The following is a 14817-nucleotide window of genomic DNA, read 5'->3' as shown; positions in this document are numbered from 1 at the left end:
CGCCCGTGACTCCCACTCGCTACGATCTTCCCGCCCTGCTCGACATCATGGCGCGCCTGCGCGATCCCGCGCATGGCTGTCCCTGGGACCTGGAGCAGGATTTCGCCAGCATCGCCGCGTACACGATCGAAGAGGCCTACGAAGTGGCCGACGCGATCGACCGCCAGGATCTGGCCGGGTTGAAGGACGAGCTCGGCGATCTGCTGCTGCAGGTGGTGTTCCATGCGCAGATGGCACGCGAGCAGGGCGCGTTCGGCTTCGACGACGTGGTCGCGGCGATCTGCGACAAGATGGTGCGCCGCCATCCGCACGTGTTCGGCGACAGCCAGGTGGCCGATGCCGAGCAGCAGACGCTGAAGTGGGAAGAGATCAAGCGCGCCGAGCGCGCCGCCGCCGGCGAGCGCGATGCCTCGGCGCTGGCCGGCATCGCGCGCGGCCTGCCGGAATGGCAGCGCGCGCTGAAGCTGCAGTCGCGCGCGGCGCGGGTCGGCTTCGACTGGCCCGGCCCCGCGCCGGTGCTGGACAAGGTGCAGGAAGAGCTGGAGGAAGTGCGCGCGGAACTGGCGCATGGCGCTGCAGTCGATCCGGCACGGCTGCAGGACGAGATCGGCGACCTGCTGTTCGTTTGCGCCAACCTGGCGCGGCATGCCAAGGTCGATGTCGGTGCGGCGCTGCGCCATGCCAACCTCAAGTTCGAGCGTCGCTTCCGCGCGATGGAGCGGTTGGCGCAGCAGGACGGCGGCGCGCTCGACGGCCTGTCGCTGGCGCAGCAGGAGGCATACTGGCAGCGCGCCAAGGACGAAGAGCGCGCCGCGGCCGGATGAAGACGCTGCTGCTGTTCGTGCTGACCGCCGTCGCGGAAATCGTCGGCTGCTACCTGCCTTATCTGTGGTTGCGCGAACAGCGCAGCGCCTGGCTGCTGGTGCCCGCCGCGGGCAGCCTGGCGGCCTTCGTCTGGCTGCTGACCCTGCATCCCGCCGCCAGCGGCCGCGTCTATGCCGCCTACGGCGGCGTCTATGTCGCCGTCGCGTTGCTGTGGCTGTGGACGGTGCAGGGTATGCGCCCCACGCGCTGGGACCTGCTCGGCGCCGGCCTGTGCCTGGCCGGCATGGCGGTGATCATGTTCGCGCCGCGGCAGAGCTGATGCCGCTCCCACAGGCGCTTGCGGCGAACTCGGCAGGTGCACTGTGGGAGGGACTTCAGTCCCGACGCATTGCACCATCGGAGCCGCGCCACGTTGTGTGTTTTGGCCGCATGACCCCTGCGTGTCGCGTCCGTACGCAGCGCGCCACGCCCGCGCTGCCTGCGTATGCTGGATGCCTGCGTCGCCTCGGGAGGGCCATCGCATGCGCCGCTTCGCCAATTTCCGCGAGTTCTATCCGTTCTATCTGAGTGAGCACCGCCATCCGCTGTCGCGGCGGCTGCATTTCGTCGGCAGCCTCGGCGTGCTGGCGAGCCTGCTGCTGGCGCTGTGCACCGGCCAGCCGCGTTGGCTGTGGGCCGCGCCGGTCTGCGGCTACGACTGCGCCTGGATCGGTCATTTCGTGTTCGAGAAGAACCGTCCCGCCACCTTCAAGCACCCGCTGTACTCGCTTGCCGGCGACTGGGTGATGTTCAAGGACATGCTGCTGGGCCGCATCCGCTGGTAACCGGCGCCCGCGGCGGCGCTCGTTATACTGCGGATTCGATTTCTTTCTGGTTAATGGAGCAACCTGATGCCGTCCACGTTCTTCTTCGCGGTGGTGCTGCTGGCCGCCGGCGTGATCATTCTGTTCAAGACTGTGCGCATGGTGCCGCAGGGATTCCAGTGGACGGTGGAGCGCTTCGGTCGCTACACCCACACCCTGTCGCCCGGCCTGCATTTCCTGATTCCGGTGGTGTACGGGGTGGGCCGCAAGGTCAACATGATGGAACAGGTGTTGGACGTGCCCAGCCAGGACGTCATCACCAAGGACAACGCGGTGGTGCGCGTGGACGGGGTGGTGTTCTTCCAGGTCCTGGACGCCGCCAAGGCGGCGTATGAGGTGTCGAATCTGGAGATCGCCACCATCGCCCTGGTGCAGACCAACATCCGCACCGTGATCGGTTCGATGGACCTGGACGAATCGCTGAGCCAGCGCGAAACCATCAATGCGCAGCTGCTGAACGTGGTCGACCATGCCACCAATCCGTGGGGCATCAAGGTCACCCGCATCGAGATCCGCGACATCCAGCCGCCGCGCGACCTGGTCGATGCGATGGCCCGGCAGATGAAGGCCGAGCGCGAGAAGCGCGCGCAGATCCTCGAGGCGGAGGGCTCGCGACAGTCGGAGATCCTGCGCGCCGATGGCGAGAAGCAGGCCGCGGTGCTGGAGGCCGAAGGCCGCAAGGAGGCCGCGTTCCGCGACGCCGAGGCGCGCGAGCGCCTGGCCGAGGCCGAAGCGCGGGCGACGGCGATGGTGTCCAAGGCCATCGCCGAGGGCGATGTGCAGGCGATCAACTACTTCATTGCGCAGAAGTACGTGGAGGCGTTCAAGGAACTGGCCACGGCGCCGAACCAGAAGTTCGTGCTGATGCCGATGGAGTCCAGCGGCATCATCGGCTCGATCGCCGGCATCGCCGAACTGGCGCGCGAGGCGCTGAACAAGCAGGGCACGCCGCCGGCGGTACCGCGCGTTCCGCCGCGCAGCGGAGTCTGACCCATGCGCATCGAGGTGATGGCCTGGGGTGCCCTGACCTTGTTGCTGTTCGCGGCCGAAGCGCTGGCGCCGGGCGCCTTCATGCTGTGGATGGGCTTCGCTGCCGCGGCGGTCTTCCTGGCCGTGCTGGTGGTTCCGGACATGCCATTGCTGTTGCAGGTCGGCGCGTTCGTGGTGTTGAGCTTCGTCTCGATCCAGGTGTACCGCACCTGGTTCCGCAACCGTGGTCGCGCCAGCGACCAGCCGCTGCTGAACCGTCGCGCCGAGCAACTGATCGGCCGCGTGGTGACGCTCGACCAGCCGATCCACGGCGGCCGCGGCCGCGCCAAGGTCGACGACGCCTTCTGGGTCGTCGGCGGCCCCGACCTGCCGGTCGGCAGCACGGTGCGCATCGTCGGCGTGGACGGGATGACGCTGCTGGTCCAGGCGGCTTGAAAGCCGGGATTGGGGATTGGGGATTGGGGATTCGTAGGAGCGGCTTCAGCCGCGACCTGGGGCCGATGACGGGTCGCGGCTGAAGCCGCTCCTTGTATCTGGACATGTCGCCCCTAAACAGGCGTCATGTCTTCCGACTGATCATCGGAGGAGGTGTGGGAGGTCCAGTCGCTCCTTGTATCTGGACATGTCGCCCCTAAACAGGCGTCATGTCTTCCGACTGATCATCGGAGGAGGTGTGGGAGGTCCAGTCGCTCCTAAAGCTTCGAGCTTGCATCGTAGATCGGCTCCGCCCTCTACATGCTGGCCCTTGTGTGTCCGAACGGTATCCAGAGTCCGCCCCCGGGCGTGAACTCGCATCGACAAGGCAGGACCGGGCCCAGCGCCGATCATGACCCTGACACGATGGAGGAATCGCGTATGTCTCCCGTCATCGGCATCGACGTCGCCAAACGCAGTTTCGATGTGGCCATCGATCTGACCAATGGCAAGCACCGTACCAAGGCCAAGTTGTCCAACGATGCCAAGGGCTTCCAGGCCCTGCAGGCATGGCTGCAGACGCATGCGCAGCCCGATAGCTGGATCGCCATGGAGGCCACCGGCACCTACCACCAGGCGCTGGCCGAGTTCCTCCACGCACGCGGCTATCGGGTGTGCGTGCTCAACCCGGCGCAGACGGCCGCGTACGCACGCAGCCAGCTCAGCCGGGTCAAGACTGATCGCAGCGATGCCAAGCTGATCGCCAGCTATGCCTTGCGTCACCGCGAACAGTTACGCCGTTGGCACCCTGATCCGCCGGCGCTCAAGCAGCTCAAAGCGCTGGTGCGCCGGCGCCAGGACCTGCAACAGATGCTGCAGATGGAGCGCAACCGGCTGGAGGTCGCTCCGGCCCAGGTAAAGGACTCGATCCAGGTCCATCTGGCCGATCTGCAACACCACATCGCCCAGATCGAGCAGGCCATCGATGACCATATCGACCAGGATCCGACCTTGCGTGGGCAGCGCGAGTTGCTGGTGAGCATCCAGGGGATTGCCGACACCAGCGCGGCCTTGATGCTGGCCGAACTTGGCGATGTGAGGCGCTTCGCCGATGCCTCGGCGGTGACCGCCTTCGCGGGCCTGAATCCGTGCCTGCAGCAGTCGGGCGAGCGCAAAGGCCACGCCTGCATCTCGCGCACCGGCTCGCCCCGCCTGCGCGCGGGCCTGTTCATGCCGGCCCTGGTGGCCATGACCCACAACCCGATCATCCGGACGCTGAAACAGCGACTGAGCGAACGCGGCAAAGCCGGCAAGCAGATCGTGTGCGCCGCCATGCGCAAGCTCCTGCACCTGGCCTACGGGGTTCTCAAGTCGGGCACGGCGTTCGATCCGAAAAGGGGCCTTGCCTGCTAGGGGGTAAGACGGTATCTACGGCACTGCGCGATCAAGCGCCAACGTTTCGGCTCAAGACGGCCGCTCCTGCGAATCCCCAATCCCGACTCTCCAATCCCCGCCCCACCCAGCGATAATGGGGGACTTTTCTCACGGACCCGCGCCATGACCCAGAAGACCATCCTCAACGACAGCCACCGCGCCCTCGGCGCCAAGATGGTCGACTTCGGCGGCTGGGACATGCCGATCCACTACGGCTCGCAGATCGATGAGCACCACCAGGTGCGTCGCGACGCCGGCATGTTCGACGTCAGCCACATGACCGTGGTCGATCTGCACGGCGAGCAGGTCCGCGCGTTCCTGCGCCACCTGCTGGCCAATTCGGTGGACAAGCTGAAGGCGCCGGGCAAGGCGCTGTACACCTGCATGCTCAACCCGCAGGGCGGGGTGATCGACGATCTCATCGTCTATTACATGTCCGAGACGTTCTTCCGCCTGGTGGTCAACGCCGCCACCCGCGCCAAGGACCTGGCCTGGATCGGCGAGCAGGCGCAGGCCTTCGGCGTGCAGGTGCGCGAGCGCGACGACTTCGCGATGATCGCGGTGCAGGGGCCGAACGCGCGCACCAAGGCGATCGGCCTGCTGCGCGAGGAAGACCGCGCCGCCGCCCAGAAGCTCGGCCGCTTCGCCGCGATCGAGGCGACCTCGATCGACGGCGTGCCGCTGTTCGTCGCGCGCACCGGCTACACCGGCGAGGACGGCTTCGAGATCGTGCTGCCGCAGCAGCAGGCGCCGGCGTTCTGGGAGGCGTTGATCAGCGCCGGGGTCAAGCCGGCCGGCCTGGGTGCGCGCGACACGCTGCGCCTGGAGGCGGGCATGAACCTGTATGGCCAGGACATGGACGACAGCGTCTCGCCCTACGAGGCCGCGCTGGCCTGGACCGTCACCCTCGACGAGGGCCGCGACTTCATCGGCCGCGCCGTGCTGGAAGCGCAGAAGGCCGGCGGCGCGCCACGGCAGATGATCGGCCTGGTGATGGACGAGAAGGGCGTGCTGCGCCACGGGCAGAAGGTGCTGACCGCCAACGGCGACGGCGAGATCCTGTCCGGTACCTTCTCGCCGACGCTGGGCAAGGCGATCGCCTTCGCGCGGGTGCCGGCCGGCGAGCCGGGCGCGGTGCGCGTGGACATCCGTGGCAAGGAAGTGCCGGTGCGCGTGGTCAAGTTCCCGTTCGTGCGCGAAGGCCAGGTCCAGCCCGGCGTGCTCGGCTGAGTTCCATTCGCCGCGCGCGCGACTTCTTCCCCACGCGCGCGGTTCGCTACACTAGCCTCCCATCCTCGATACCGTCTTCTTCCGGAGCAGCCCCATGAGCGAGATCCCTGGCGACCTCAAATTCCTCAAGTCCCACGAGTGGGCCCGCGTCGAGGGCAACGGTCGCGTGACCATCGGCATCTCCGATCATGCCCAGGGCCTGCTGGGCGACCTGGTCTACGTCGAACTGCCGAACGTCGGCGATCACGTCGAGGCCGGCAACGGCGTGGCGGTGGTCGAGTCGGTCAAGGCCGCCTCCGACGTGTACAGCCCGCTCAGCGGCAAGGTGGTCGAGGTCAACACCGCGCTGAGCGACAAGCCGGAAACCATCAATGAAGACGCCTACGGCGAAGGCTGGATCCTGGTGCTGGAAGCGGACGACGCCGAGCAGTTGAACGAACTGCTCTCGCCGGACGAGTACGCCGAACTGCTCGAGGAAGACGGCCACTGAGCCGACCGCCCCGTCGCGACACCCGAACCGGCCGCCCAGTGCGGCCGGTTTCTTTTTGGGCAGCGCGCAGCGACCACGTCGTTCCGCATCGGCGTCGCCCTCCTCGGCATGGCCGTTGCGGCAACCCGTGTCGCAAGCGTCGCGCCGTGTGTTGATGCGAAGACGGCGTGAGGTTGTCGCCGGACTGCACTTCGAGCGCAGCGTGGTTGCCGCGTGGCGGTGTCCGATGCATTCGACGCGCATGCCCGGCGGCGCCGGTTTTCCGACGCGGCACAGGGTGCGGTGCGGTGTGGGGCGCGAGGAACAGCAGCGGCGACGCGGCGTGCGTCGCGCACGTCGTCGCAGCGCGCCGGAGCGGTGCGTGCCGGCGCCAGCCGGCGACCTGTGCGATCCGTGTCGGTCGATGTACCCGCGCGAAGCTGTCGGTGGCGGCATGGCGTGGAGGTGGGCGAGGTGGTCGCCTGCGTTGTGGCGTGGCGACGAGGTGAGTGCAGGTCGCGTCGCAGTGGCGCGATGCGCCTCGTCTCGACGACGCCTGGCGCGATGCATCGCGTGCGTCGCGACCGGCGCACGACGCAAAAAAGTTTGCGCACTTTTGCGCATTTGCACTTGTGCGATGCCGGAACCGCACGCGGTCGCGAAACTTTTTTTCAGCTAGCGGACAGCCTGGCGTGTGCTCCCGCGATTGCTGCCGACGCGTTGTCGCGACCCGTCCGCAACGCGATGGCCGCGTCGTGTCGTTACAGAAAACACGGAAATTTCCCTGCTTTTTTTGCGCGCGCCGTTTTCCCTGTGGTGCCGGCATCGGCGATCGGTGGCGTCGGCAAGGCGGCTGGCGCGGCATGCGGCGGTCGTGGAGTGCGCGCCAGCGAAAAAAAAATTGCGCGGAAGTGTTGACAGTAAAAAAAACCGTGATTAGGTTTCGCCCAGCAGACGTTGCTGCGCAAGCGAGTGAATCGGATCGACATCAAAACGCGAAGCACAACTTGGACATCCGCCAGGAACCCGAAGATGGTGGAGTTGGAGTCGCTTCCCTCCGAGAAACGCAACGTCTCCCCTGGCATCGCACCCGTATCGCTATCCGGTACGGGTGTTTCTGTATCCGATCCGGCCCGCAGCGCGCGCCGGCGGTTCCCGCAGGCGGAGCATCGCCGCGAGGTTGCTTTAACTGGGCATTTTCAATCCATAGTTCACTGACGAGGAGCCATCCCATGGCCACGAAAAAAGCTGCGAAAAAGCCGGCCGCTAAGAAGGCGGTCAAGAAGACTGCCGCCAAGAAGCCGGCAGCGAAGAAGGTTTCGGTAAAGAAGGCGGTCAAGAAGGTCGCCAAGAAGGTGGCCAAGAAGGTCGCCAAGGTGAAGAAGGCGGTCAAGAAGGCCGTTGCCAAGAAGGCAGTGAAGAAGACGGCGAAGAAGGCCGCCACCAAGAAGACCGCGAAGAAGGCCGTCGCCAAGAAGGCCGTAAAGAAGACCGCGAAGAAGGCTGCGACCAAGAAGACCGCTGCCAAGAAGACGGTGAAGAAGTCGGCTGCCAAGAAGCCGGCCGCGAAGAAGGCAACTGCGAAGAAGGCCACCGCCAAGAAGACCGTGGCGAAGAAGAAGCCGGCCGCTCGCAAGAAGAAGGCCGCTCCGGTCGCGCTGCCGGCCACGCCCGCGCCGCTGATCTGATCCATCCCGATCGCTGTTCCTAGACTCTCTCCCCGGTGCCCAGCGGGGAGGGAGTTTTTTATGTGCGGCATCCTGCCGCGCGCGATCGCAGCGCACCTCTCTGCCTGACGATGCCGGTGGCGTTCGTGTTCTCGACCTTCGAAGACTGCGCTCTGCGTCCAGCGTGCCAGGTCGCGACGTGCACATCGTGCCGGTGTGTCTCGCCCCACTGACTGGCGGCCGCCCGCCACGCCCGCCTGTTTCCAACCCACGTCGACTGTCCTCTTTGCCCCGACCGTCAGGTCGGCACCCAGGGATCTGCCTGTGTGTCTCGCATTGGAGCAGCCTGCATGGTGGGACCACCGCTCCGCGATCGGGTGCCTGCGGCGATGGCTGCGCATCCATCCGGTCTTCCCGACTGCGTTTGTCGCCCTGCCGATCACGCGCGCAGCACGCCTTGCCCGACGATCCACAGCGCATCGCTGTTTCCGCGCATTGCGTGGGCCGTAGGGAATATCGGATCACCTGCTTGGTCCCGCTCAGGCCGAATGCCGCATGCGCCGTAGGAGCGGCTTCAGCCGCGATGGGCTTTACCCAGAATGCGCGTCGCGGCTGATCCCCGAAAAGGGGACAAGAGTCGCTCCTACAGGATGTGTCTTGCCCTGCAGGTGCGGCTGCGCGCCGCTCAGCGCTCTTGTGCGACAGCGTGTCGAATCGCCAGCACGCCAGCCACGGTGTGCGGCGACGTGGCGTGACTGTCCACGGGGAGATCGTGGACGGCGGCGAGAACGTGCGCTGCGTTCCTTGTGCGCGATCCGTGGACGCGACGATGAGCGCCATCGGCGGGCGCTCCGGGCGCGCGCTGCTGTCGGGGCGAGGCGGGCGCTGACATTCCTTGGCGCGCTAGCTCGGCCGTTGCCGAGGCACCCGGGCGAGGCAATCGCGTCGTCGCATCGCTACGCGGTCACAACCGCGACAAGGCCGCATCGCCGCGACGGGGCAGCGTGACCGCACAACGCAGCGCAGGTCAGCGCCGCAGACAGCAGAAAGGCGGCTTGCGCCGCCTTCTGCGAGGGTGCTGCTGCTCGAAGACCGCGCTCAGTGCGGTGAGGCCACCGACTTGGACGAGGACGCGCCCTTCTTGTCCTTCGGGTCCGGACGTTCGGCCATCAGGTTGTCGCTGCCGAAGTCGGTGTCCACGTCCAGCCAGCGCTGCGCTGGCAGGCCGATGGCGCGGTCGAGCACGGTCGGCAGCAGGCCAGAGGGCAGGCCGCTTTCGCCGTTCCACAGGATCGCCACGGCGAAGTCGCGTTCCGGCACCAGCGCGATCAGGCCGCGGTAGCCCTGCACCGCGCCGGCGTGGAAGATCACCTGGTGGCCGGAGTAGTCGAACACGCGCCAGCCCAGCGCGTAGCTGGCCGAGTTGACGCGGGCGCGGCGCCAGCCCGAGCGCATCTCGCCCGGGGTGAGGATCAGCGGCGCGTGCAGGGTCGCCAGCAACGGCTCCGGCAACACGTCCGGGCGATGCCCGGTCTGCGCGATCAGCCACTGCGCCATGTCGCTGATGCTGGCATTGACGCCGGCGGCGGGCGCCAGGCGGTAGTAGGTCGGCTTGGGCGTCAGCGAGACCCAGCCGTTGCGGCTGCGCACGTGCGGGCGCGCCCAGCGCGGGCTGGCCTGGATGCCGGCCAGGCCCATGCTGGCGTCGTTCATGCCCAGCGGCTTGAAGATGCGCCGTTCCACCGACTGCTCGTAGAAGCTGCCGGACGCGGCGAACACCACGTCGCCGATCAGGCTGAAGGCGACGTTCTGGTAGGCGTAGCACTCGCCCGGCGCGCACTTCAGCGGCGCATAGGCCAGCTTGTGGCTGAGGGTGTAGTAGTCGAGGTTGGATTCGACGTCGCGGTCGTAGGCGTTGTAGGTCAGGCCGACGCGGTGGCTGAGCAGGTCGGCGACATTCAACTGGCGCGTGGCCACAGGATCGCTGAGCTGGAAGCCCGGAACGTAGTCGACGACCTTGCTGTCCCAGCGCAGGGTGCCGTCGGTGACCAGCAGGCCGGCCATGGTGCCGGCGAAGGCCTTGGACAGCGAGGCCAGGCGGAACACGGTATGCGCATCGACCGGCTCTGGGCGGTTGACGTCGGTGACGCCGTAGCCGCGCGCGCTGAGCACCTGGCCGTTGTGCACGATGGCCATCGCCAGGCCGGGCACACGCTCGCCGTAGGTGAGCTGTTCGGCTGCCGACTCCAGTGCGGCCACGTCGAAGTCCCTAGCCAGCGGCAGCACCTGGCTCTGCGTCAGCGAGGCGCGGTAGGGCAGCGGCTGGGTCGGCGAGGTGTAGCGCGTGGCTTCGGTGTGCAGCGGCGGCGGCAGCGGTTGTGCGGGCGCCGGCGTCTGTGCGGTGGAGGACATCGCAAAGGGCAGCAATGCCCCGAGCAACCCGGTTGCCACCGGTCGAAGGAGCCGGTGCCTGCTGTTCTGTGTCATTGCGCCTGAGGCCTGTGAGGTGCTGCCGGCAACGATTCTAGCGCCGGATTTCTCGAATGCACAAACTGGGAGAAGATGAATAGGCATCGCCTTGATCCTGCTGGGGATTTCCCGCGTCGGACGGTGGTGTGCAGGCCTGCCGGCGGAGCGGTGGCGAGGACTGCGGCGGATGCCCACGGACATGCAATCGCCGTGCCGCGCACGGCTTGCCTAGCCCCTCTCCCCCCGGGAGAGGGGTTGGGGTGAGGGTAGGTCACGCAGCAGCGGATCTACCGCCGCGATACTCGTGCGCTCGCCCCCTCCGCGCAGCGGCGCGCATCCGCCGCCTCACCCCTCCCGCAGCACAGCCCGCCCACGGATCAGATCCGCAGCACGCTCGGCGATCATCATCGTTGGCCCGTTGGTATTGCCGCTGACCAGGCGCGGCATCACCGAGGCGTCGACCACGCGCAGCCCGTCGAGGCCGCGCAGGCGCAGTTGCGGGTCGACCACCGCCTGCGCGTCGCTGCCCATGCGGCAGGTGCCGATCGGGTGATAGATGGTTTCGGCCTTGGCGCGGATGAAGGCGACCAGCCCGGCCTCGTCCAGGTCCTCGCGCGCCGGCAGCAGCGGCGCGCCGCGCCATGCATCGAACGCCGGCTGCCGGAGGATGTGCCGCGCCAGTCGCGCGCATTCCACCAGCATGCGCAGGTCGAAGCCGTCGGGATCGCTGAGGTAGTTGGCTTGGATCCGCGCCGGCGTGCGCGGGTCGGCGTCGTTGAGCGCGATGCGGCCACGGCTGCGCGGCTGCAGGTGGCAGGCGTGCAGGGTGAAACCGTCGCCGGGCAGGCGGTTGCGGCCGTGGTCGTCGAGCATGGCCGGCACGAAGTGCAACTGGATGTCGGCGCGCGCGTCCGGTGCCAGCGGCGAGCGGATGAAGCCGCCGGCCTCGGCGATGTTGCTGCTGCCGGCGCCGCGGTGCCCGCGCAGGAAATAATCGAAGGCGATCTTGGCCTGGTTGCGGCGGTCGTAGCTGATGCCGGGGCGGGTGCGGTACAGCGTGCACACGTCCAGGTGATCCTGCAGGTTGGCGCCGACCTGCGGCTGGTCCAGGTGCACCGCGATGCCGTGGCGGCGCAGCGCATCGGCCGGGCCGATGCCCGAGAGCATCAGCAACTGCGGCGAGTTCACCGCGCCGGCGCTGAGCAGCACCTCGCGCGCGGCGCGCGCCTGCACCTCGCGGCCGTCCTGCGCGTAGGCGACGCCGACCACGCGCCCGCCCTCGATCAGCAGGCGCAGGACCAGCGCGTCGGTGACGAGCTGCAGGTTGTCCCGCGCGCGCGCCGGCGCCAGATAGGCCACCGCCGCCGAGCAGCGTGCGCCGTCCTTCTGGGTGACCTGGTACAGGCCCACGCCTTGTTGCTGCGGGCCATTGAAATCGGAGTTGTGCGGGAAACCCGCTTCCTGCGCGGCCGCGATGAACACGTCCGAGAGCGGGTTGTGGTAGCGCAGGTCGGAGACGTGCAGCGGGCCGTCGCCGCCATGTAGCGCATCGCCGCCGCGGCTGTTGCATTCGCTGCGGCGGAAGTAGGGCAGCACGCCGCGCCAGTCCCAGCCGTCGGCGCCATCGGCCGACCAGTCGTCGTAGTCGGCGGGCACGCCGCGCACGTAGCACATCGCATTGATCGAACTGGAGCCGCCCAGCACCTTGCCGCGCGGCCACCACAGGCGGCGGTCGTTCAAGGCCGGCTCGGCCTCGGTCAGGTAGTTCCAGTTGATGCGGCGATTGGTGGCCAGGCGCGCCAGGCCCGCGGGCATGTGGATGAAGGGATTGCGGTCGCGCGGCCCGGCCTCGATCAGCAGCACCTTGCAGTCGCGGTCCTCGCTCAGGCGGTTGGCGAGCACGCAGCCGGCCGAGCCTGCGCCGATGATGATGTAGTCGTACACCCGCGGTGTCCCCTGAGTTCCTGGCGCCGACGCTAGTCGCCGAGGATAGAGCATATGCTCGGCGCGGCCGCCGCCGGGCGCGACGCGCGTACGGCGCGGGCTGCGGATCGCGCACGCGCTGGCGGTGTTGCGGTGCATCAGCTACCGTGCGCGTTTTCCGCCCCCCGAAAATCGCCATGTCCCGTTCCTGCGCCAGGGTCCGCCGCCGATGAGCGCCACCCCGCATGCCCCCGGCGCGCTGGCGCGGCTGCGTGGCGCCCTGCGCGATTCGCCGCCGCTGGCGTGGGCGTTCCTGTACTTCTTCTCGCTGCTCAGCGGCTACTACGTGCTGCGGCCGGTGCGCGAGGCGATGGGCGCCTCCGCCGACGTGGCCGCGGTGTTCCCGCCAGCGATGATCGCGTTCTTCGCGGCGCACGGCATGCCGCTGAAGGAGTTCGCGTTGCAGGTGCTGTTCACCTGCACCTTCCTGATCATGCTGTTGCTGCAGCCGATCTACGGCGCGCTGGTCAGCCGCTATCCGCGGCGGGTGTTCCTGCCGGTGGTGTACGGTTTCTTCATCGCCACGCTGCTGCTGTTCTACGTGCTGTTCGACAGCGGCGTGCCCGGGCGCGGCATGGCCTTCTTCCTGTGGATCTCGGTGTTCAACCTGTTCGCGGTGGCGGTGTTCTGGAGCTTCATGGCCGATGTCTTCAGCAACGCCGAAGCGCGCGCCTGTTACGGCTACATCGGCGCCGCCGGCACGCTCGGCGCGTTCCTGGGGCCGGTGATCGCCAGCAGCCTGGTCGAGCGTGTCGGCATCGCCAACCTGATGCTGGTGTCGGCCGGCTTCCTGGTGGTCAGCGTGGTGTGCCTGCTGCGCCTGCGGCTGTGGGCGGTCGCCCGCGAACGCGAGCGCGGCGTGGTCGGCGGCGAGGCGCCGATGGGCGGCGACGTGCTGGCCGGGCTGAAGCTGATCGCGCGCGAACCGTTGCTGCGCTGGCTGGCGCTGATGTCGGTGTTCGGCGTGGGCGTGGGCACCCTGCTGTACAACGAACAGGCGGCGATCGTGCGCCGCCTGTACACCGATGCGGCGGCCAGTACCGCCTTCTACGCCAACATCGACCTGGCGGTGAACGCGGTGACCCTGGTGATGCAACTGCTGGTCACCCGCGCGCTGCTGTCGCGCTTCGGCATCGGACCGGCGCTGCTGATTCCCGGCTGCGCGATCCTGCTCGGCTATTCGGTGCTGGCGGTGTCGCCGCTGCCGATGCTGGTGGCGGTGGTGCAGGTGGTGACCCGCGCCGGCGAGTTCTCCCTGGCCAAGCCAGCGCGCGAGACCCTGTACACCCGGGTCGGCCGCGAATGGCGCTACAAGGCCGGCGCGGCGATCGATACGGTGATCTATCGTGGCAGCGACCTCAGCTTCGCCTGGCTGTACAAGCTGCTGTCGGGGTTCGGCTCGCAGGTGGTGTTCGTCGCGGGCCTGCTGGCCGCCTCCGGCATGACCCTGGGCGCGTGGCGGCTGCTGCGCGAGGCGGCCAAGCTGCCGCCGGAACGCACGCCGCCGTCGCGCTGAGCCGTCGCCGCGCGGCCGAGGACTGGCCGCCCATCGGGACGCTGGCTATGCTGGCGCCCTGTCTCCTGTGCCGGATAGCACGATGATCCTGTTGGCTTCGATCCTGGTCGGCGCGGTCGCGCTGCTGCACCTGTACATCCTGGTGCTGGAAATGGTCCTGTGGACGCGTCCGCTGGGCATGAAGGTGTTTCGCAACAGCCCGGAGAAGGCCCAGGCAACGCGCGTGCTGGCGGCCAACCAGGGGCTGTACAACGGCTTCCTCGCCGCCGGCCTGGCCTGGGGCCTGGTCGCGCAGCGGGTCGACGTGATGCTGTTCTTCCTCGGCTGCGTAGTCGTGGCCGGCCTGTACGGCGGCTGGAGCGTCAGCCGCCGCATCGTGTTCGTGCAGGCGCTGCCGGCGGCGCTGGCGATCGCGGCGGTGCTACTGGCGTACTGACCGCACCCGCGCTGCAGACATGCAGCGCGGCGATCAGGCGGTGCTCGGCATGCGTGGCGACACCCACATGGCGATGCGCGCGACGCACACCACCTGTCCGCGCGTATCGCGGATCTCCACGCTGACCGGCAGGTCGTAGCCGCGCTCGGCGGCGACGATTGCCACGTCCGGCGTGGCCACCGCATGCATCGGACCCACCGCCTTGCTGCGGTATTCCACCTGCATGCCCTTGGGAATCCAGCGCATCGAGGGCGGCAGGCTGGCGTCGACCATGAGGCCGCCGGCCAGTTCCGCCAGGTTGCACAGGGCGATCGCATGCACGGTGCCGATGTGGTTATTGACCCGCCGCCGGTGCGCGATGCGCGCCTCGCAGCGGCCTGGCTGCAGGACGGTGATGCGCGGGGCGATACTGGCGAAGTAGGGCGCCTTGAAACACACCGCGCGCGCGAACAGCCATGAGCCGGCCGGCCAGCGTTGCATGCGGCGATAGAGCGAAAGCAGTTGGCTCATGACTGTGTCCT

Annotated in this window: 15 protein-coding genes; 12 read left to right on the top strand and 3 right to left on the bottom strand. The window is 68.0% G+C overall.

The window, feature by feature from the left end; all coding sequences use genetic code 11:
• Positions 1–47: 47 nt before the first annotated feature.
• The 10 genes from mazG (at position 48) to RAB71_RS15100 (ending at position 7913) form a co-directional block, all read left to right on the top strand.
• The gene (gene mazG, locus RAB71_RS15145) at positions 48–824 is read left to right on the top strand and encodes a nucleoside triphosphate pyrophosphohydrolase (RefSeq protein WP_010343191.1); all 777 of its coding nucleotides are present in this window, start codon (positions 48–50) and stop codon (positions 822–824) included.
• Positions 821–1144, top strand: coding sequence for a YnfA family protein (locus RAB71_RS15140; protein ID WP_010343190.1), 324 nt, complete (start codon positions 821–823; stop codon positions 1142–1144). The genes mazG and RAB71_RS15140 overlap by 4 nt, the downstream gene beginning before the upstream one ends.
• A gap of 202 nt (positions 1145–1346) precedes the next feature.
• Positions 1347–1649, top strand: coding sequence for a DUF962 domain-containing protein (locus RAB71_RS15135; protein WP_010343189.1), 303 nt, complete (start codon positions 1347–1349; stop codon positions 1647–1649).
• A gap of 66 nt (positions 1650–1715) precedes the next feature.
• Entirely contained in the window at positions 1716–2678 is a 963-nt protein-coding gene (locus RAB71_RS15130) for an SPFH domain-containing protein (protein ID WP_010343188.1), read from the top strand.
• Positions 2679–2681: 3 nt separating this feature from the next.
• Positions 2682–3113 carry an NfeD family protein gene (locus RAB71_RS15125; protein WP_010343187.1) on the top strand — a complete coding sequence of 144 codons (432 nt, stop codon included), beginning with the start codon at positions 2682–2684 and terminating at the stop codon, positions 3111–3113.
• Positions 3114–3533: 420 nt separating this feature from the next.
• Positions 3534–4505 (top strand): IS110 family transposase, encoded by a 972-nt coding sequence (locus RAB71_RS15120; RefSeq protein WP_353940054.1) that lies wholly within the window; start codon positions 3534–3536, stop codon positions 4503–4505.
• Between the two features lie 144 nt (positions 4506–4649).
• Complete coding sequence (gcvT, locus tag RAB71_RS15115; protein ID WP_010344202.1) at positions 4650–5756, top strand: glycine cleavage system aminomethyltransferase GcvT; 1107 nt, start codon at positions 4650–4652, stop codon at positions 5754–5756.
• A 94-nt stretch (positions 5757–5850) separates the two neighbouring features.
• A complete protein-coding gene (gene gcvH, locus RAB71_RS15110; protein ID WP_010344201.1) occupies positions 5851–6246 on the top strand; it encodes a glycine cleavage system protein GcvH in 396 nt (131 codons plus the stop codon).
• Between the two features lie 513 nt (positions 6247–6759).
• The gene (locus RAB71_RS15105) at positions 6760–7143 is read left to right on the top strand and encodes a hypothetical protein (RefSeq protein ID WP_138985779.1); all 384 of its coding nucleotides are present in this window, start codon (positions 6760–6762) and stop codon (positions 7141–7143) included.
• Positions 7144–7457: 314 nt separating this feature from the next.
• Complete coding sequence (locus RAB71_RS15100) at positions 7458–7913, top strand: hypothetical protein (RefSeq protein WP_010344200.1); 456 nt, start codon at positions 7458–7460, stop codon at positions 7911–7913.
• A 1077-nt stretch (positions 7914–8990) separates the two neighbouring features.
• Here RAB71_RS15100 and RAB71_RS15095 read toward each other — a convergent pair.
• Both RAB71_RS15095 and RAB71_RS15090 read right to left on the bottom strand, forming a co-directional pair.
• Positions 8991–10343, bottom strand: a complete 1353-nt coding sequence (locus RAB71_RS15095) for a serine hydrolase (protein WP_175300616.1) — start codon at positions 10341–10343, stop codon at positions 8991–8993.
• Positions 10344–10706: 363 nt separating this feature from the next.
• Positions 10707–12305: a GMC family oxidoreductase gene (locus RAB71_RS15090; RefSeq protein ID WP_010344198.1), complete on the bottom strand. Its 1599-nt coding sequence runs from the start codon at positions 12303–12305 to the stop codon at positions 10707–10709.
• 208 nt (positions 12306–12513) lie between these two features.
• Here RAB71_RS15090 and RAB71_RS15085 point away from each other — a divergent pair, with 208 nt between their 5' ends.
• Positions 12514–13860 carry an NTP/NDP exchange transporter gene (locus RAB71_RS15085; protein WP_010344197.1) on the top strand — a complete coding sequence of 449 codons (1347 nt, stop codon included), beginning with the start codon at positions 12514–12516 and terminating at the stop codon, positions 13858–13860.
• Positions 13861–13942: 82 nt separating this feature from the next.
• Entirely contained in the window at positions 13943–14296 is a 354-nt protein-coding gene (locus RAB71_RS15080; RefSeq protein ID WP_010344196.1) for a DUF1304 domain-containing protein, read from the top strand.
• A 33-nt stretch (positions 14297–14329) separates the two neighbouring features.
• Here the strand turns inward: RAB71_RS15080 and RAB71_RS15075 are convergent, their stop codons facing one another.
• Positions 14330–14806 (bottom strand): hotdog fold domain-containing protein, encoded by a 477-nt coding sequence (locus RAB71_RS15075; protein WP_010344195.1) that lies wholly within the window; start codon positions 14804–14806, stop codon positions 14330–14332.
• Positions 14807–14817 lie beyond the last annotated feature (11 nt).

The organism is Xanthomonas sacchari (genome assembly GCF_040529065.1).
In the GTDB taxonomy this organism is placed as follows: Bacteria; Pseudomonadota; Gammaproteobacteria; order Xanthomonadales; family Xanthomonadaceae; genus Xanthomonas_A; species Xanthomonas_A sacchari.
The sequence above is the reverse complement of the archived record's forward strand: the minus strand, read 5'-3'. Positions and strand labels throughout refer to the sequence as shown.